The 19,202-nt window shown below is 56.8% G+C and carries 15 protein-coding genes and 1 riboswitch; of the genes, 8 read left to right on the forward strand and 7 right to left on the reverse strand.

The features are described 5' to 3' along the window. Nucleotides 1-186 precede the first annotated feature (186 nt). The 3 genes from ACUZ79_RS14000 to ACUZ79_RS14010 form a co-directional block, all read right to left on the reverse strand. The gene (locus ACUZ79_RS14000) at nucleotides 187-1,587 is read right to left on the reverse strand and encodes a TolC family protein (protein WP_449251963.1); all 1,401 of its coding nucleotides are present in this window, start codon (nucleotides 1,585-1,587) and stop codon (nucleotides 187-189) included. A 515-nt stretch (nucleotides 1,588-2,102) separates the two neighbouring features. After that, the gene (gene rbr / locus ACUZ79_RS14005) at nucleotides 2,103-2,678 is read right to left on the reverse strand and encodes a rubrerythrin (protein WP_240826070.1); all 576 of its coding nucleotides are present in this window, start codon (nucleotides 2,676-2,678) and stop codon (nucleotides 2,103-2,105) included. Between the two features lie 116 nt (nucleotides 2,679-2,794). Beyond that, nucleotides 2,795-3,316 carry a FlxA-like family protein gene (locus tag ACUZ79_RS14010; protein ID WP_449251964.1) on the reverse strand — a complete coding sequence of 174 codons (522 nt, stop codon included), beginning with the start codon at nucleotides 3,314-3,316 and terminating at the stop codon, nucleotides 2,795-2,797. Between the two features lie 200 nt (nucleotides 3,317-3,516). On the opposite strand from ACUZ79_RS14010, the gene ACUZ79_RS14015 reads away from it, so the two are divergent. After that, a complete protein-coding gene (locus tag ACUZ79_RS14015) occupies nucleotides 3,517-4,566 on the forward strand; it encodes a M48 family metallopeptidase (protein WP_449251965.1) in 1,050 nt (349 codons plus the stop codon). A 350-nt stretch (nucleotides 4,567-4,916) separates the two neighbouring features. Beyond that, nucleotides 4,917-6,770: an Orn/Lys/Arg decarboxylase N-terminal domain-containing protein gene (locus ACUZ79_RS14020; protein ID WP_449251966.1), complete on the forward strand. Its 1,854-nt coding sequence runs from the start codon at nucleotides 4,917-4,919 to the stop codon at nucleotides 6,768-6,770. Here the strand turns inward: ACUZ79_RS14020 and ACUZ79_RS14025 are convergent. After that, nucleotides 6,712-7,947: an ISL3 family transposase gene (locus ACUZ79_RS14025; RefSeq protein WP_096152604.1), complete on the reverse strand. Its 1,236-nt coding sequence runs from the start codon at nucleotides 7,945-7,947 to the stop codon at nucleotides 6,712-6,714. The two genes, ACUZ79_RS14020 and ACUZ79_RS14025, sit on opposite strands and share 59 nt — an antisense overlap. A 59-nt stretch (nucleotides 7,948-8,006) precedes the next feature. Between ACUZ79_RS14025 and ACUZ79_RS14030 the strand changes: the two genes are divergently transcribed. Together ACUZ79_RS14030 and ACUZ79_RS14035 are read left to right on the forward strand one after the other, a co-directional pair. Continuing rightward, on the forward strand, nucleotides 8,007-8,552 hold the full coding sequence (locus tag ACUZ79_RS14030; protein ID WP_449251967.1) for an Orn/Lys/Arg family decarboxylase: 546 nt from the start codon (nucleotides 8,007-8,009) through the stop codon (nucleotides 8,550-8,552). 70 nt (nucleotides 8,553-8,622) lie between these two features. Further along, nucleotides 8,623-9,945, forward strand: coding sequence for an amino acid permease (locus tag ACUZ79_RS14035; protein WP_449251968.1), 1,323 nt, complete (start codon nucleotides 8,623-8,625; stop codon nucleotides 9,943-9,945). A 64-nt stretch (nucleotides 9,946-10,009) separates the two neighbouring features. Here the strand turns inward: ACUZ79_RS14035 and ACUZ79_RS14040 are convergent, their stop codons facing one another. Both ACUZ79_RS14040 and ACUZ79_RS14045 read right to left on the reverse strand, forming a co-directional pair. Continuing rightward, nucleotides 10,010-10,669, reverse strand: coding sequence for a potassium channel family protein (locus ACUZ79_RS14040; RefSeq protein ID WP_240826075.1), 660 nt, complete (start codon nucleotides 10,667-10,669; stop codon nucleotides 10,010-10,012). Nucleotides 10,670-10,711: 42 nt separating this feature from the next. Next, entirely contained in the window at nucleotides 10,712-12,076 is a 1,365-nt protein-coding gene (locus ACUZ79_RS14045) for a TrkH family potassium uptake protein (RefSeq protein WP_240826076.1), read from the reverse strand. Between the two features lie 84 nt (nucleotides 12,077-12,160). Next, nucleotides 12,161-12,276: riboswitch (TPP riboswitch) on the forward strand. Between the two features lie 57 nt (nucleotides 12,277-12,333). Here ACUZ79_RS14045 and thiC point away from each other — a divergent pair. After that, the gene (gene thiC / locus ACUZ79_RS14050) at nucleotides 12,334-13,614 is read left to right on the forward strand and encodes a phosphomethylpyrimidine synthase ThiC (RefSeq protein ID WP_240826077.1); all 1,281 of its coding nucleotides are present in this window, start codon (nucleotides 12,334-12,336) and stop codon (nucleotides 13,612-13,614) included. A gap of 429 nt (nucleotides 13,615-14,043) precedes the next feature. Then, nucleotides 14,044-15,255, forward strand: coding sequence for an iron-containing alcohol dehydrogenase (locus tag ACUZ79_RS14055; protein WP_449251969.1), 1,212 nt, complete (start codon nucleotides 14,044-14,046; stop codon nucleotides 15,253-15,255). Nucleotides 15,256-16,220: 965 nt separating this feature from the next. Here ACUZ79_RS14055 and ahpC read toward each other — a convergent pair. Continuing rightward, nucleotides 16,221-16,787, reverse strand: a complete 567-nt coding sequence (gene ahpC, locus ACUZ79_RS14060; protein ID WP_192113303.1) for an alkyl hydroperoxide reductase subunit C — start codon at nucleotides 16,785-16,787, stop codon at nucleotides 16,221-16,223. Nucleotides 16,788-17,111: 324 nt separating this feature from the next. Here ahpC and ACUZ79_RS14065 point away from each other — a divergent pair, with 324 nt between their 5' ends. Further along, entirely contained in the window at nucleotides 17,112-17,573 is a 462-nt protein-coding gene (locus tag ACUZ79_RS14065; protein WP_022659501.1) for a Fur family transcriptional regulator, read from the forward strand. A gap of 162 nt (nucleotides 17,574-17,735) precedes the next feature. Next, nucleotides 17,736-18,971, forward strand: a complete 1,236-nt coding sequence (locus ACUZ79_RS14070) for an ISL3 family transposase (protein ID WP_096152604.1) — start codon at nucleotides 17,736-17,738, stop codon at nucleotides 18,969-18,971. Nucleotides 18,972-19,202: the final 231 nt, after the last annotated feature.

The following is a 19,202-nucleotide window of genomic DNA, read 5'->3' on the forward strand; positions in this document are numbered from 1 at the left end:
CATCATCTTTTCGTTATCAGCGCGCAGAGCGGCAAAGCCCCTACCTTGAGGGAATTCACTCGACAGCCCAGAGTCGCAAGGCGCGCCGCATGGGTCAGCCAATTATCCCGGCCTGGTAAAGAAGGATTTGCGCCCTTAAAAAAGCGCCGCATGCCCCGGCTTAACCGGGGCATGCAGAAGGGTTTATCAGTTGAACCAGCCAGGAGCGAACTCCTCGCGAGGATCTTCCGGCTCTTTGGGCGCGCTCTGTCCAAGCGGTCCTGTATTAATGGACATTTCTGGCAGCATATTGCCCGTGAGCGCCGACAGCCTGTACGCGCCCACAAGAATATTGCCACGGGCTGTTTCCGCCTGGGTTGCAGAATTGTACAGCTCACTTTCTGTATCCAGCACATCCAGAATACTGCGCTTGCCAATCTGGAACTGTTCGATATAGGCGGTGCGCGTGTACTTGTTGTACTCTATGGCTTTGGAATAATGATTGTACTGTTCCTGGGCAGCAAGATAGTTGATCCAGGTGCTGTCCACATCCAGCTTGAGATCATCAATAAAGTTGTACATCACCTGACGCGACTGACGCATGCGGGCTGAAGCAGCGCGGCGTTCAGCCACGTCTGCCCCGCTGTTGAAAATATTCCAGCGCACTACGCCCATGACGTCAAAACTGTAGACCCAACGATCACTTGTGCCGCCAAGGTTGGTATAGTTGGGGCCTGCTTCGAGATTGAGGGCGGGAGAAAAAGCCGAATCCGCAAGTTCGCGCTCGGCGCGCGAAGCACGGATATCCTGCAAGTAGGCGGCGAGTTTGGGATTGCTTTTTTTGGCCTTTTCCAGAACAGCCTGCGATGCGGTGTAAAGCTGGGGCGGCATGGTCACGGCCTGCAAACGGCTGGCCGCTGGCAACCCGGTAAGCCGGGTATAGGTTTCCTCGGCCACAAGCAGGGATGCCTTGGCTTCAGAAAGGCTTGAAAGCGCCCGTTGCAAGCGCGACTGCGCCTGGGTTACGTCTGCGGCAGTGTCCGCGCCAAGGCTGGCGCGATCCTGGGCCTGCCCCACAAGAGACTTGTGATGAGCCACGTTTTCTTCGGAAAGCTCGTAGATTTTTCTGCGGCGTAGCAAATCTATATGGGCGATAATCGCATCAAGAGAAAGCGATGTCGCCGTATCGAATACACGGTATTTCTGGGATTCAAGAGTGGATTTGGCAGTGCGAACGCGCGAACGGGTGGCAAAACCATCCCATATGGGTTGCACAAGCTGGGCGCTATAGCCCACCTTGCCCCACATCTGCGAATCAAGGTTCTGGCTGCGGGTGCTTGAATCGCTTAAGACGCTGCCACCAGCCTGCCCTGTAACGTCAACACGGGGGCCAAAGCCAGCCTGAGCGCGCCTCACCTCATGATCCAGCACCTCGCGGTTTTCAATCATGCCCCGCAGATTGTGATGATTACGCAACACTCCATAGATGGAGTCCTCGACCGAAAGCGGCTTCCCCGCTGGCGGGGGCGGGGGATAACCGGTTTCAGCCGCAGTGGCCGCCGTTGCCAAAAGCAGGGAAAAAAGTGCTCCCCAGATAATCTGTTTCACGGTTGACTCCTCAGCTTGAAGAATGCACCGTCCGCATTCTCCCGCTTGTGGCATATCGACCAGTATGGACCACATTACACAGATGGCAGAGTCCCTTCCCCACCCATATAACGACATGCCTTTTATTAGCTGTAACCACTTAGTCCCAGTCCTGCAAGATATTTAGATACCTTTCAAATGGCCGGAAACTGCAAAAGGCAACTACCAGAACTATACTTACTCGCAATAACATTGCATAGTAGATATTTGATTGCTTTTCAAATCTGACTGAACACGCAGCAGCCATGCTGCCCCGCAACGGTGACGGCTCTGCGTCAGGCACATGCCGCTTCGCAAAAAAAGCGCCAGACCCAAAAGGTCTGGCGCTTGCGGTCAACGCAGTTCGACTGCTATCTGTAGACAATAATTCAGGGTAGGTATGTGAAAGACATCATGTCATCCTGCGAAAGCCTCTGGCACTCATCCCGGCGTCTGCCGCGTTGTAAAAACGGGCAACTTTCCAGTGTTGATGCCGCTTAGAACGTGTAGTTAAGCTCTGCAAAGTAGGCCTTGGGATGCGCACAGGCGGGGCACATCTCGGGAGCGTGGTCGCCCTCCACAAGACAGCCACAGTTCAGGCAACGCCATATTGTGGGCTTGGTACGCATGAACATGCGCCCTTCCTTGATATCTTTGGCAAGCGTAAGAAAACGCTTTTCATGGTAGGCCTCGGCAACGGCAATCTGGCGCATGACGGCAGCAACTTCGGAAAAACCTTCTTTGTCAGCCGTAGCCGCAAATTCAGGATACATGACGGTGTGCTCGTGGTTTTCGCCACTGGCGGCTGCGATAAGGTTGGCTTCGCTGTCAGCTATGACCCCGGCAGGGTACGCCGCCGTAATTTCAACATCTCCGCCTTCAAGAAACTTGAACAGGCGCTTGGCGTGTTCTTTTTCCTGCAAGGCGGTTTCTACAAAAATTTCCTGCACCAGCACAAAACCGTCATTCTTGGCCCGCCCGGCAAAGTAGTCATAGCGGTTACGCGCCTGAGATTCACCAGCAAAGGCTGTAAGAATATTTTTTTCCGTCTGGCTGCCTTTCAGCGATTTCATAGCGTCTTCTCCTTGGAATGATTGGTGGCTGCGCGCCTATTGGCGCAACGGCAAAAAAGGGCACGGGCAAAAGTGCCCCTCTTGTTTAACCACTCTAATTAGGAATCATTCCTATGTCAAGCAGAAGTCGACTCTGCCTCGGCAAGCTGTGCTTCGAGAGCCGCAATCTGCGACTCGAGCGACTGGATTTTGCTTTCCACAGCCGTACTGTTGCCGCTGCCAGCGTGGCTGGCCAAGCTGGAAAGCTGGCTCTTTAAGGCCGCAATCTGCTTCTTGATATTCTCGACAGCATTGGAAGAGCTGTCGTTACCGCCACCGCCACCACCGCCGGCGCCACCGGCCTTGGTCGAACCGCCGCCACCGGATTCGCTGGTTTCATCGGTTTCGCCATTGGCAGTTTCAGCAGAAGTGTCACCCTTAGTTCCCGCAGATTGCGATGTCGCAGCCGTGGACGAACCCTTGTCGTACATGTGGATCTTTTCAGAAAAAAGCTTCTTGGCTTCATCAGAAATATCCACAGTGTCACCAGAATCTGACGAATCGCTGCGTGTGCGTATGGTATTCGACCCCAGACCGACCTTGTAAACTGCCTCTGCGCTGCTGGAACCCAACAGATTGCCAATCCCTGTTGTACTCATATGACGCCCCCCGCAGTAATCATCGCTACGAAATACCGCATCATTTTAATAGTGGCTCCCCCACGGAACCCATGGGTGCGGCTGCCCAACGGGTTTGCACCCGGCAAAACCTGCCGGATGCACCTTTCCGCAGGTAGTACAGCAACAACCATGCCGCAGGCAGTCTTTACAGCCTTGGCCGCCTATGGCAGCGTTGCCGCATGCCTGCCCGCAAAGCCCCTGCCACCCCCTTGCACGATCTGCCCGCCACGGTAGAATTTACCTTGGCCGATGGTACGCGCCTGACGGCTTCAGTGCGCCTTTCACCCCGTGCTCGCAGGGCAAAACTGTCGCTCACGCCTCGGGGCGACCTTGTGTTGACTATCCCGCTGACCATGGGGCCAACGCAGCTTCAATCAAGCCTGCCGCTCTTTTTGCCCTGGCTGGAGCGCGCCCGCACAACCCTGCTGCGAAGGGTACCCGCCCCCCAGTTGCCTTCCAGTATCACTCTGCCGCTAACGGGCGAAATTTTTGCCGTCACGCCCTGTGGCGACATGGCAGCAGGCCGCAAAGCCGCCACTGCGCAAACCGGCAAAACCGCTACTGTGCAAGTTGCCAACGGCGCACGACGCTTGTTGCTGGTGGAAAGTATGGCTCAGGTGCGCCTGTACGGCGCCGTAGATGACATATCCTTATGCGCGCAGGCCCTGCGCCAGTGGTGTCGAAAAAAAGCAGCCCGCCTGCTGCCGCCGTATCTGGAACAGCTTGCGACAACGGAAGGATTTGCCCTTGCGGGTGTAAGCGTGCGGGACCAGAGCGGGCGCTGGGGCAGTTGTTCCCGCCTGCGCCGGGGGCACACTCCGCAGCCCGCGACGCAACGGTCACAACTGCCGCAAGGGGCTTTCGGCCGCACCAGATCGCTGGAGCAGCTCACCACGCGCATCCGCAACTTTTTTTCCACTCCGCCCCTGCCCGCCACATATGAAGCGGCCCCATCCTTTGCCCAAGGCGGCGCAGCCCTCGCGCCTGCATGCCCCGAGGGGCGCATCAGCCTCAACTGGCGCGCTTTGCTTCTGCCTGCCCCGTTGCTGGAGCACTTGTGCTGGCACGAGCTGTGCCACCTGCGCCATATGGATCATTCCCCGGCCTACAGGGAGGAGCTTGCCCGCTTTTCGCCCCAATGGCCCGCGCATGAAAAGGCGCTCAACGCCGCATGGCGGGGCTTACCCTGGTGGGCGCTCCCCGGCGAGGACGCCTCCCCCAGTCGCTGATTTTCCCCAGCCATCCTCGCCCCGCGCGCAATCCTGCCTACAGACCGGCCATCTTACCCGCCCATCTCGCCAGATATTGCGCCAGCCGCCACTGCGCAATCGTTGCATTACATAAAGAATATTCAAAGATTGCTGCAAGATCACGCCAGAGCATTGCACAAGCCTTCACTGAAAATGCACAATTTTCAGTGAACCTCGGCCAAACACAAATGGACAAAGTTTATACTTTGAGCGATAAAAGACAAAAGGATAGATAGGCATTCAATCTGCACAGCACAGCTTCATCATGCGCAGGCATTCCCTGCTGCGCACACCCTCTACTTGCCGCTGTAATGGTAAGGAGCGCGCCAATGCCCATAGACAAGCATGAATGGCCTGTATTGATTGTTTCTGGTGAATTTGATGCGGCAACAGATGAAGGTTGCAGACTGCGCGAGCTGAAGAAACAGCTTGTGGAAAACAAAGGCTGCTCTGTTCTCATATCCTTGCGATATGAAGACGCAATAAATATTTTTGCATCCCGCGCAGACCTTGGAACTGTCATAATAGACTGGGACATACAGTGTGAGGACCCCGGCGAGCAGGCAACGGCAACAGAGTTGCTTGAGGGCATCCGTCAGCGCAATAAAACCATCCCGGTTGTGCTGCTCACTGACCATTCCGAGCTGGAGAATCTGCCCACGGATGTCCTTTCCAAAGTAGACGACTGCATCTGGAAGATAACAGATACCGTGGATTTTCTGGCAGGGCGCATCGAGGTCCTGGTCAGCGATTACCTGCAAACGGTGTATCCGGCCTTTTTCGGCGGCATGGCCCGCTACGCCAATGAATACAAATACGCATGGCACACGCCCGGCCACATGGGCGGCGAGGGTTTTCTCAAAAGCCCCGCAGGGGTGGCCATGCACAAGTTTTTTGGCGAAAACGTCTTTCGCGCCGACCTTTCCATTTCCGTGCCCGAGCTTGGCTCCCTGCTTGACCACAACGGCCCGGTTGGCGATGCGGAAGAAAATTCCGCCAGAGTCTTTGGGGCGGACATAACTTTTTATGTGCTCAATGGCACCTCCAACGTCAACCAGATCATCTGGCGCAGCCAGGTGCTGCGCGACGACATAGCCTTTGTTGACCGCAACTGTCACAAATCGCTCAACTACGCCATGGTCATTACCGAGGCCTATCCCGTGTATATGACGCCACGGCGCAACCGGCGCGGCATCATCGGGCCGTGCAGGCTTTCGGAATTTTCAGAAAAAAGCATCCACAAAAAAATCGCAGCCAACAAGCTCATTCCTGACGAGCTGAAAAGCTCCCGGGTCAAGATGTCCGCCCTTACCAATTCTACCTATGACGGGCTGTGCTACAATGTGACCAACATCAAGAAGCAGCTTCGCAAGAGCGTGGACAACCTGCACTTTGACGAGGCCTGGTACGCCTACGCCCGTTTCAGTCCCATGTACGAGAACCACTATGGCATGACGGATGCCGACAATGTGGCCGATCATCCGCCCATTTTCTGTTCACAATCCACACACAAGCTGCTCACGGCCTTTTCACAGGCCTCCATGCTGCACGTAAAGCACGGCACACATGTACGGATCAACCGCGATGAACTTAACGAATCCTACATGATGCACGGCTCCACCTCGCCACAATACAACATGATCGCCTCGCTTGATGTTGCCACCAAGATGATGGACGACGACGGCGAGGTGCTGCTGCACGACACCATTGCCGAGGCAGTTCGCATCCGCCGCAAGATCACCCTCATGGAGCGGGAAATGACCGCCAGGGGCGACTGGTTCTTCAGCATGTGGCAGCCCAGAAGGGTTCCTTACCAGAAGGGCATGCATGACTTTCTGGAAGTGCCCGCCGAATATCTGGCAGAAAGCCAGCTCCCCTGGGTACTGGACAGCGCCAACAACTGGCACGGCTTTGACGATATTGAGCCGGATTACGTCATGCTTGACCCCATCAAGCTGACCTTTATCACGCCCGGCCTTGCGGAAGACGGCACAATGGCGGATACGGGCATTCCGGCTGCCATTGTCACCAACTACCTGATCCGGCACCGCGTGGTGTGCGAAAAAACCGACTATTATTCCTTTTTGCTGCTGGTTCTTCCGGGTTTTCCGTGGGTAACCCCTGTCAGGAACTGGCCGGGTAGAGGTTTAGACCGCCACAGAAGAAGTAGATGGCTGTCTTGAAATGCTCCCGGTTCCTATAACCGCAAGCCTTCCTCTTGATGGCCATGATCTTGCTGTTGAGGCCCTCGGCCACGCCGTTGGTGATCCTGTGGCGGCAGAAGGTCAGGATGTTCTCAAGATGTCTCTGAATCAGTCCGCCCACTTTGCGCATTGGGGCAAGATCTGACCTGTTCACCCAGACCAGCCATCGCTTCACAAAACGTCTGGCCCATCCCGTGCTCAGGTACTTCCAGACGTCGTTCAGGCTTTCCTTCATGGCCCAGGCCTTGGCCACCTTGAGGTTCGCTGTCTTCAAGGCCTCCAGGGCTGGCCGGTGTTTGTCCGGCAGATTCTCCTCCCGGTATAGCCAGAGGAATTTCGTGCCCTTGAGTCGATGGTCATCCTGACTTGTGAGTTCGCGGTGCTCTTGCTTGCGTACCCGGTCCACAGCCTCGCCTACGTGTTTCATGACGTGGAACCGATCGTGAACGATTTTCCCCGCCGCGTCCGGCACATGTTTGAGCGTAGCTTTAAAATAGGGCTCCCACATGTCCATGGCCACGGCCTTGATCCGCTCCAACTGCGCCTTGGTGAACTGAAGGTAGTACCCCTCAAGGCTTTCGGCCTTACGCTCGTCGGCCACATACTCCACCGTGCTGCCGATCAGATCACAAACCACGGTCACATAGTCGTGCCCCTTGCGGAATGCCTTCTCGTCAACGCCAAGATACCGCGAGGGATTCGATTGCTTGCGCTCCCGGCCCCGGCGCACCGCCCTTTCCATGACACCCCATGCTTCGTCCCAGGTGATGCGCAGGATGCGCCGCGCTCCTGTTACGGTGGCGCACTCGGTCAGCACGTCGATGATCAATCGCTCCATCAATATGGTGAAACGTGCCTTGGACTCGGCCCAAGGCACGTTGACCTGAAGGACGCCATGCTCGGGGCAGTCCACTCGGGGAATCCGAGCATGCAGGAACGTCTTGAACTGGCACGTGTCCAGATGGCGCCAGACACGAGGCTCGGCATGGTCGCGGCAAGCCAGCTCTCGACCACAAGTAGGGCAAAACCAGCGAACACCAGGACCATGCTCCACGCGGATGTCTACCCGACCTTCCGCCGTGTCCAGTTCAACAGCCTCAACAAACCAGGGCTCGGTCAGCCCGAGAATCCGAAAATATAGGTCCGTATCCTTCATTGGTGCCCTCCGGGAAGGACATTAGCAGATCAGCTACCCACGGAAAACCCGGAAGAGCCTTGCTGCTCAACTCCATCGGCACCACCAAGGCCAAGGAAGGGGCGCTCATCTCGGGCCTGCTCAAATTCAAGCAGCTCTATGACGCCAATGCTCCGCTGAGCGTTGCCCTGCCTGATCTCTACGCCGCCTTTCCTGAGACATACAAGGGCGTTGGCCTCAGAGATCACAGCAACGCAATTCACCGTCACTTCCGCGAGCACAAGCTGCTGGACAAGATGCAGGCAGCCTTTCAGGGTATTCCCGATCAGGTCATGCGGCCTGCGGAGGCCTACCATGAAGTGGTGCGCCGCAATGTGGAATATGTGGAACTGGCCGATCTGCGCGGACGCGTTCCGGCTGTCATGATTGTACCCTACCCGCCAGGCATCCCCGTCATGATGGGCGGCGAGGTGATGAACGAGGCGGCGGAACCCATATTTGCCTATCTTGAGGCGCGCCAGAACTTTGAAAATGCCTTTCCCGGCTATGAAAGCGACATCCACGGCGTAGAACGCATAGAACGCGACGGCAAAAAATACTTCAGCGTATTGTGCATAAAAAAGTAGCCACGCCCGCTGATTTTTGCCCCGAAAGGCCGGGGAGAGTTTTTTAACCGCACCAAAAAGGACGGCAGCCATGACCACGCCCGGCACAAAAAAACTTGGACTTTTCGCCTGCACCACTGTAGTGGCGGGCAATATGATGGGGTCTGGCATTGCTCTTTTGCCCGCGAACCTGGCGGGCATCGGCAGCATATCTGTCATCGGCTGGCTTGTGGCCATTCTGGGAGCCATGGGTCTGGCCTATGTGTTTGCCCGGCTGGGCATGGAAGACCCGCAGGAGGGCGGCCCCCTTGCCTATGCCAACGAAATCGGGCCAGAGCTGGGCTATCAGACAGGCCTGCTCTATTACCACGCCAACTGGATAGGCAATCTGGCCGTAGCCATAACCGGCGTGGACTATCTTTCGGTTTTCTTTCCCGCGCTGGAGCATCCCTTGTGGGCAGGCTTCGCATCGCTGGCCCTTATCTGGATATTCACAGGCGTGAACATTCTTGGCGCGGCCTGGATAGGCAGGCTTGTTTCCATCGGGGTCGTTCTGCTGCTGATCCCCGTATTCATTACGGGCACCGTGGGCTGGCTGTATTTTGACCCTGCGGTGTTTTCCGCCAATTGGCTTGCCGGGGGCAAACCTGCAGGCAGTTCCGTCATGAGCGCCGTTGTGCTTTGCATCTGGAGCTTCATAGGGGTTGAGAGCGCCTCGGTGAATACTGCGGTGGTAGAAAACCCCAAGCGCAACATTCCGCTTTCCACCCTCATTGGCACGGCTCTGGCCGGGTTTGTCTACATACTTTCCTGCACGGCCATATCGGGCATGTTTCCCGCAAAACAGATGGCGGAATCCGGTGCGCCCTTTTCGCTGGCCATGGGCCATATCTGCGCAGGGCTACCCCTGGCCCACCTGGTGCCGGACATGGTTTCGGCAGTGACCGCCTTTGCCTGCCTGGCCTCACTGGGATCATGGATAATGCTTGTTTCCAACGCTGGCTGCCGCGCCGCGCAGGACGGCACCCTGCCGCCCATTTTTGGCAGAAAAAACGCCAAGGGTCAGCTCGTGGCTGGGCTTGTTCTTTCAGCCTGCATGATGAGCGCCATGCTGCTCTTGATGATGGTTGTCAGCCGCTCCGGCGACACTCAGGATCTGTTCAACAGCATTACCAGCGTGGCTGTACTGCTGACGCTCCCGGCCTATTATTACTCTGCTCTGGCGCTGCTCAAACGGTATGGCCTGCGCAACCGGGCCGCATGGCTCAAGGTGGCGGCATCGCTCGGCGCATGCATGTTCTGCCTCATCGCCTTTTCCGGCGCTGAAAAAAGCGCCCTGTCCGGCGCTGTCATTGTCATGCTGGGCGCGTTCATTTTCTATGTGGGCAAACCACGCCCCTCCCGCCAGGGGTAGCGTAAAAAAGGCCTTCTCCGGTTCAGGGGAAGGCCTTTTTTGTTTCTGCCGAATCTGGTCAGCCTCAGGGCTTGAGCATGCGCATGGAATCAGCCCGGCCGGCCACCACAAGAGAGTCGCCCTTGTGCAGAACTGTTGTGGCGGGCGGCACAAAGACAAAGGCGTTTTTTCCCGCAGGACGTATGCCCATGACCATGACATTGAACTGCTGTATCAAATTCAATTCAATAAGGGTTTTCCCGTCCCACGCATCCACGCGCAGCTCCTGAATGGCAATGCCGCCGTACTTGGGGATAAGGTCGAGCATGCCGGGGTGGGTCAACTGGTGGGCCGCCATGACGGCAGCTTCAGTTTCTGGCACCATGGCGCGGGTGACGTGCAGGCGTTGCAGAATTTTTTTGTGTTCTTCGTTGGAAGCTTTGACCCATATCTTGGGGCCGTTCAACTCCTGCACGTTGAGGGTGATGCTCAGCGACTGCTCCACGCTTTCCCCAACGCTGATCACCACCCAGTCCAGATCCTGCACGTGCAGCGACCGCAACACGGCAATATTGGTAGCGTCGGCCTTATATACGGTATCCAGCGCTTCTTCCGCCCTTTGCACCCTGGCCTCGGACATATCAATGCCAAGCACCGTATGCCCCAGCGACACAAGGGTGGACGCCATGCGCAGGCCAAACTTGCCTAGGCCGATAACGCCGATTTCCAGTTTCTTTTCCGCCATAATTACCTCTCTGACCGTCAGGCCATGACCGGACAAGCCCGCCTACCCTATGGGAAGCTGGGCTTCTGCCACGCTGTAGGCCTTTTTTGACCGCAAGCTCTGCACCGCCATGAGCAGGCTCAAAATGCCCACCCGGCCCGCAAACATGCTGAAAATTATGATTCCCTTGCCCGCAGAACTTAAATCCTGCGTCAGATTGACGGAAAGCCCCACGGTGCCAAGCGCCGAAACTTCTTCAAACAGCAAGCGCAAAAAGGGCGCGGCCTGCGTGCCTGCTCCGGCAATAACGTCGCCTTCCGTGATGGCAAGCAGAAAGACAGAAATCCCCACCAACATGGAGTAGGCAAAAAACAGGGTCAGCGCCCGACTGACGTTCTCTGCCGCCACACCCCGCCCTTCCAGCACAATCTGGCTGTCGCCCCTGAACTGGGCGGCAATGTAGCCCGCAAGCACGCGAAAGGTCACAACCTTGATGCCGCCTGCACACGACCCTGGGCCGCCGCCGATAAACATCAGGGCTATCAACACCAGCAGGGTGGCATCGCCCAGCACGGCGAGATCAATGGAGCTGAAGCCTGCGGTACGCGCCACCACCGAGTGAAAGAACATGGTGATGGCAAGGTCGGCGCATCCATCCACGGTTCTCGGCACGCTTCCCCGCCAGAACTCGATGGCGAACATGACCACCCAGCCGAGAACAATAATCAAGAGGCTTGTTTTGACCACCAGACGGCTGAAACGGCTGAGACGGCGCACAGGCGCGCCCATGCGACCTCCTGTGCAGATGCCCAGGAATTCCCGCAGCACGCCAAATCCTATGCCGCCCAGAATAACACTGGACGCAATAACGGCATTAACGACCACGTCGTCCCGAAAAAGAGCCAGGTTGGTTGTGCTCAAGGCAAAGCCTGCATTGCAGAAGGCTGAAACAGCATGAAACACGGCACTGAATGGATAGAAAAATACAGGGTCGTGCAGCCAGAGCAGCAAGGCGGCCACAGCCTCAATGCCAAAAACCAGCCCTAGCACCTGCCGCAAAAAGGCGGCAAGGCTGAAATCTCCCCACAATAAGGCCTGACTCACGGCCTCGCGGCTGTTGAAGGGTACGTTATTGCGCCACAACAGAAAGATGATGCTTGTGTAGGTCATGACCCCCAGCCCGCCGGTCTGGATGAGGCACAGCAGCACCCCCTTACCGAAAGGACTGAGCACCTCGCTTATGTCCAGCGGCGAAAGGCCGGTAACGCAGACAGCCGAAGTTGCGAGAAAACAGGCGTCTATGGGGCTGATGCTCTGGCCCTTGGCCCAGCTTGCAGGCAGGCCGAGCAGTACTGACCCCGCAAGGATAACCGCAAGGAATGACAACACCGGCCAGGTGAAGGGACTCAAAAAACGTTTTCTTGCCATAACTCGTCTATGCCAGCCGGAGCAGGTAAATGCAAGGCATTGCAGGGCGGGCTTTACAGCGGGTGACATACAGAGTATTCATATAACCAGTGCTAGGGGAGCCGCGGATCGCAAGGTTTGGCGGCTGAGAGTGGGATAAACCCAGACCCTATGAACCTGACGCAGTTCGCACTGCCGTAGGGAAGCCGCGGCCACGACGCTGTTCCGCTGCTTGTGGCTTTTTTTGCGCCCTGCGTCGCAACCCGCGAGGCACAACCATGTCTGCATCTTTTCGTTCGCAGAATTCCGCTCTGAGCGGCCTGCTGGACAAACACCTCACCACTCTGGCCGAGGAAGAACAACTCGCCCCGGAATCCATTGTTGAAGCCATCGAGGCGGGTACAATGGTGCTGCTGGGCAACCCCGCGCATCCCAACCTCAAGCCCATTCTTGTGGGCCAGCCCTCGCGCATCAAGGTGAACGCCAACATCGGCACTTCGCCCTTGTGCAACTGCCCCGCTACGGAAGAACGCAAAATCAAGGCTGCCCTTGATGCCGGAGCCGACACCGTGATGGATCTTTCCATCGCGGGCGACCTTGACGCCCTGCGCCTTGGCATGCTCAAGGCCTGCCCCCTGCCGCTCGGCACCGTGCCGCTCTATGCCGTGGGCCAGCAGATTCTGGACGCGGAGCTGGATATCGCCACCATGCAGCCCGATGCGCTGTTTGCCGAAATCGCCAAGCAGGCCGAGCAGGGTGTGGACTTCATCACCGTGCACTGCGGCCTTTCCAAGCGCGGCGCTGAAATGGCCGTCAAGAACAACCGAGTGCTGGGCATTGTTTCGCGTGGCGGCTCCATGCTCGCCCGCTGGATGCTTGAGAACAACCGTGAAAATCCGCTGCTGGAATACTATGACCGCCTGCTGGACATCTGCCGCCCCTACAACGTCACCCTTTCGCTGGGCGACGGCCTGCGCCCCGGCGCGGGCGTGGACGCGGGCGATGCCGCCCAGTGGGAAGAAGTCATCAACCTGGGCCAACTTGCCAAATACGCCCTTGAACGCGGCGTGCAATGCATGATCGAAGGCCCTGGCCACGTGCCGCTCAATCAGGTGCGCACCCAGATTCAGGGCATCAAGCGCCTGACCAACAATGCCCCCCTGTACGTGCTCGGCCCCCTGTGCTGCGACAGCGCCCCCGGTTATGACCACATTGCCGGAGCCATCGGCGGCGCCATGGGCGTCGAGGCTGGCGTGGACTTTCTGTGCTACCTCACCCCTGCCGAACACCTCACCCTGCCTGACGAGGCGGACGTGCGCGCAGGTGTGATGGCCTCACGCGTGGCCGCCCATGTGGGCGAAGTGGCTCTTGGCCGCCCCGCCGCCGTTGCCCGCGAGGCTGCCATGAACGCCGCCCGCAAGGCTCTGGATTGGGAAGCCATGTCCAAGGCAGCTCTTGACCCACAGATGCTCGAAAAACGCCGCGAAGACCACAAGACAGAAGAAGTCTGCGCCATGTGCGGCAAGTTCTGCTCCGTCAAGATGCTGCGCGGGCATTAAGCAATAACGACCTGAAACGCTCGCTGATGGCGGGCAAAAGCCTGTCTGCGCGCATTTCGCGGCAAAGATTTTCAAAAAATCATTGCCAAGCAGGTTCCCTGAGTTACGGTAAGTAGGCTCCCGCAAGGGAGCCTACTTTTTTGCCTCCGTGTGCCGCATGTGGCTACATGCCATAAATCCTGATGGAGGCTCCGCATACAGTGGAATGCTCCCTCCCTCAAAGTACTGAGCACGTTGTGCAGCGTTTGCCCTGCATGCCGCCATCTATTTCTCCCGCTTGTCAAATTTGCGTGAAAAAATGTTTGTGCGCTCAAAGAGCTTTACTATCTGCCTGAAAGTTTTTATAAACACTTTATGTGAAAAAAATAACAAAATTTCAATCAACCCGCCTTCGCGGCGGATACGTGCCATAGCACTCTGGAGGATCATATGTGGGATCAAGCTGCCGATTACAAAAATGTGCGGGAAATTCGGGTCAAGACAACTACCTATCTGGGCGTTGGAGCTATTGATAAAATAGACGATATCCTCGCACAGCTTAAGAGCGAGGGCATCACGTCCATACTCTGCGTTTGCGGCGGGCGTTCATACAAAATCACCGGCGCTTGGGACAAAGTTGAAGCCGCAGCCCAAAAGCACGGCGTCACGCTGGCGCTCTACAACCGCGTCACCCCCAACCCCACCACTGACAGCGTGGACGAAGCCGCAGCCCTGGGCCGTTCTGTCAATGCGGGCGCAGTGCTGGCCATAGGCGGCGGCAGCCCCATCGACTGCGGCAAGAGCGCCGCCATCCTGCTGGCAAACCCCGGCAAGACGGGCGATGATCTGTACTGCTACCGCTTTACGCCGCAAGTGGCACTGCCCATCATCGCCATCAACCTCACCCACGGCACCGGCAGCGAAGTGAACCGCTTTGCCGTTGCAACTGTGACCAAGCTGAACTACAAGCCCGCCATTGCTTACGATTGCATATACCCCCGCTTTGCCATTGACGACCCCGCGCTCATGACCGGGCTTTCGCCCGACCAGACGCGTTATGTGTCCATTGACGCCGTCAATCATGTGGTGGAAGCCGCCACCACCACTGTCACCAACCCCTTTGCCATTTCGCTTGCGGCAGAGACCATCCGGCTTGTCCACCAGTGGCTGCCCGCCGCCCTTGCCGACCCCGGCGACCTCAAGGCCCGCTACCAGCTGTGCTACGCCGCCATGCAGGCAGGCGTGGCTTTTGATAACGGTCTGCTGCACTTCACGCATGCGCTTGAGCACCCACTGAGCGCCGTCAGCCCCGACCTGTCGCACGGCCTTGGCCTTGCCGTTCTGCTGCCCGCAGTCATTCTGGAATGCTACCCCGCCAGGCCCGATGTGCTGGCGCACATTCTCGCGCCCCTGGCCCCCGGCCTCAAGGGTCTGCCGGAAGAAGCCCCGCAGGCCGCCAAGGCTGTGGAGCAGTGGCTTGCCAGTGTGGGCGTGCCGCAGAAGCTTGAAGACATCGGCGTGACCGCCGCTGACGTAGACAAGTTCTGTGATCTGGTGGAGCAGACTCCTTCGCTGGGCCTGCTGATTTCCGTTGCGCCAGTGGAAGGCACGAGGGAGCGCGTGGCGCGCATCTATAACAATTCTCTCAAGCCCATGGCTTAAAAAGGATCGCCATTGCCAACGCCTATTGCGTTGCAATTGAAAGAGGTCAGCGCGTGAGCGCTGGCCTCTTTTTTGGGGTGCCTGCGCGGTCGTGCGGTTTCGCGCCCCGACGTGAGACTTAAACAGTTTGCTGCCCTTCGGGCACGATATCCCGCCGTCCGGCGGTGTTTGGGACGCCTGCGCGGCGCGCGGCAAGGTGGGGCCGGTTATGGGGCTACGCCCCCTTCTCGGCCCCCCTTGCATCCCCCCGAAGCACCCCCATAAGAAGGGCTTTCAACTTCCTTAACGTGGCGAGGGCAACGCGGCCATAGCTGCGGGAGTTTCCCTCGCTCGCTACGCTCGCTCAGGTGATCTCCCTCCGCGCCGCGTTAATGCCATAGGACGCTTTCGCTTCGATCAATATCCGCATTCAGCCAAGTACCACTGGTTAAATTGCTCGTTTCGGGTTTGCATTTGTACTTTTCTCAGTAACACTAAACATTCTAAAATCACCACAAGTTACTTGTAACGACACCAATTCCCGTTCAGCCATGACCAGACAGGAAATTTGCGAGTCAAAAAATATATTCACCACCAGGAGCTGGTCGTGAAGTTGCCTTCCTTATACTCGCCAGAGCGAAGCGAAGGCGATGGCTGGTGTTGGGCGAATTTGCAAAATACGCATTTTTCTGGCCTGACAAGGAAAAATCCTGCTTTTGAGCGCAGCGTACTCAAGTACGTGAGCATCAAAAACAGGATTTTAACGCCGTCAGGCCAGAAAAGACGGGTTTGCGTAAATCAGCCTGACAGGCTCACCCACCCCGCGCCCAAACAGTCCTGCCTTTCTTTTCTCCACGCCGCCGCGCGGCAAAGCCCACACGTCAAAAGAGGCCAACACTTGCGTGCTGGCCTCTTTTAGCGGGATTGCCTGAGGAGGGCATTGGAGGAAGGGAAAGGCGTTGCGTCTGCGTGTGGAAAATATCTGCCTAAATCTTGCCTACAAGATCAAGACCGGGCTTAAGGGTGGCGCTTCCGGGCTTCCAGCGGGCAGGGCAAACCTGATCGCCGTGCTCGGCCACAAACTGCGCGGCTTCCAGTTTGCGCAGCAATTCTTCAACATTGCGGCCAATGGGCGTATCGTGGATTTCATAGGCCTTGATGACGCCATCGGGATTTACCAGAAAACTGCCGCGCAAGGCCTGCCCCGCGCCTTCAATCATCACGCCGAACGCGTTGGAGAGGGCTCCGGCGCAGTCTGCCAGCATGGGGTAGCGAATCTTGGCGATACTTGGCGAGGCATCGGCCCAGGCTTTGTGCACAAAGGCACTGTCGGTGGAAACGGAATAGACTTCGCAATTGAGCTTTTTGAACTGCTCGTAATTGTCTGCCAGGTCTTCCAGCTCCGTGGGGCACACAAAGGTAAAGTCTGCGGGATAGAAAAAGAATATGGACCAGTGACCCTTGATATCTGCTTCGGTAACCGTTTTCAGCTCGCCACCGTGAAAGGCCTTCACGTTGAAAGGTTCAACCGCTTTATTGATGAGATTCCCCATGATTGTATCCTTATGGCGAAGCGTGACGCTCCGGCAGAGGTTGCTGCAACTTCGTTTTGAAAACAGTATTCAATCCTATTTAGTCTGTCAAGAAATTACGGCTGAAAAATCTCTTTTTTTTCGCACACGCCCTTGCTCTCCACGCGCCACAACCATACCATAGCTTGAAGGGCAGCAAAACAGCAGACAACCGCCTTTCAGGCGCTGCATTGCTTTTTGCCATTTTTTAGGCCAAAAGGTACCCTACATGCTGGCGACTGCAAGCCCTGGCCGCATCGACAGTTTTAACAAACGCACACTTGTTATTCGGGGGTGGGCATATATATGACAACGCAACAAAACAATGCCGGTCTTTCGGAATTTCTGGATTTCATGAGCCGCAAAGGCCTGAACACCACATCCCAGCGCCGCATCATAGCTGAGGCTTTTTTTGAATTGCCTGGGCACCACTCGCTTGAAGAATTTTATCAGCACGTGATTAAGCGTGATTCCGGCATCGGCCAGACCACCGTATACCGCACGCTCAAGCTGCTTTGCGATGCGGGCCTGGCCATGGAAATCCACTTCAGCGACGGCATCACCCGCTACGAAATCGCCAAGCCGGACAGCCATCACGACCACCTTGTCTGCCTTGACTGCGGCAAGATTGTGGAAATCTGCGATCCGCGCATTGAAAAACTCCAGCGCGAAATGGCCGAAAAATACGGCTTCAAACTGCGTGGCCATGTCCATAACCTCTACGGCATCTGCAAGGATTGCCGCGACAAAGCCGCCAAGGACGACTAAGCCTCACAGTTTTGAGCTTAATCGACTATTTCGGGCTGCCCTTGGGCAGCCTTTTTTATTTCTCTGTGAATAGGGGGAAGCTTTCCGCACAAGACAAATATTTGGCTCTTCCGGGTTTTCCGTGGGTAGCTGATCTGCTAATGTCCTTCCCGGAGGGCACCAATGAAGGATACGGACCTATATTTTCGGATTCTCGGGCTGACCGAGCCCTGGTTTGTTGAGGCTGTTGAACTGGACACGGCGGAAGGTCGGGTAGACATCCGCGTGGAGCATGGTCCTGGTGTTCGCTGGTTTTGCCCTACTTGTGGTCGAGAGCTGGCTTGCCGCGACCATGCCGAGCCTCGTGTCTGGCGCCATCTGGACACGTGCCAGTTCAAGACGTTCCTGCATGCTCGGATTCCCCGAGTGGACTGCCCCGAGCATGGCGTCCTTCAGGTCAACGTGCCTTGGGCCGAGTCCAAGGCACGTTTCACCATATTGATGGAGCGATTGATCATCGACGTGCTGACCGAGTGCGCCACCGTAACAGGAGCGCGGCGCATCCTGCGCATCACCTGGGACGAAGCATGGGGTGTCATGGAAAGGGCGGTGCGCCGGGGCCGGGAGCGCAAGCAATCGAATCCCTCGCGGTATCTTGGCGTTGACGAGAAGGCATTCCGCAAGGGGCACGACTATGTGACCGTGGTTTGTGATCTGATCGGCAGCACGGTGGAGTATGTGGCCGACGAGCGTAAGGCCGAAAGCCTTGAGGGGTACTACCTTCAGTTCACCAAGGCGCAGTTGGAGCGGATCAAGGCCGTGGCCATGGACATGTGGGAGCCCTATTTTAAAGCTACGCTCAAACATGTGCCGGACGCGGCGGGGAAAATCGTTCACGATCGGTTCCACGTCATGAAACACGTAGGCGAGGCTGTGGACCGGGTACGCAAGCAAGAGCACCGCGAACTCACAAGTCAGGATGACCATCGACTCAAGGGCACGAAATTCCTCTGGCTATACCGGGAGGAGAATCTGCCGGACAAACACCGGCCAGCCCTGGAGGCCTTGAAGACAGCGAACCTCAAGGTGGCCAAGGCCTGGGCCATGAAGGAAAGCCTGAACGACGTCTGGAAGTACCTGAGCACGGGATGGGCCAGACGTTTTGTGAAGCGATGGCTGGTCTGGGTGAACAGGTCAGATCTTGCCCCAATGCGCAAAGTGGGCGGACTGATTCAGAGACATCTTGAGAACATCCTGACCTTCTGCCGCCACAGGATCACCAACGGCGTGGCCGAGGGCCTCAACAGCAAGATCATGGCCATCAAGAGGAAGGCTTGCGGTTATAGGAACCGGGAGCATTTCAAGACAGCCATCTACTTCTTCTGTGGCGGTCTAAACCTCTACCCGGCCAGTTCCTGACAGGGGTTACCCACGGAAAACCCGGAAGAACCGAATTTGTTAAGGAATTTTATGAATGGTATCTTATAAAAGATTATGATCTCTCGGATGCCCTAAAACAAGATAAACTAGCTGAGTATGTTGATGAAGAGCTGATTGCAGAACTCCGACAAGAAGAAAAATGTCATGAGATGAGCTATTTTACGCAAATGGGTCCCTTTTTTATCCGCTTTAAAAATGCAAAAGTTCGGG

Source organism: Desulfovibrio faecalis (assembly GCF_053570625.1).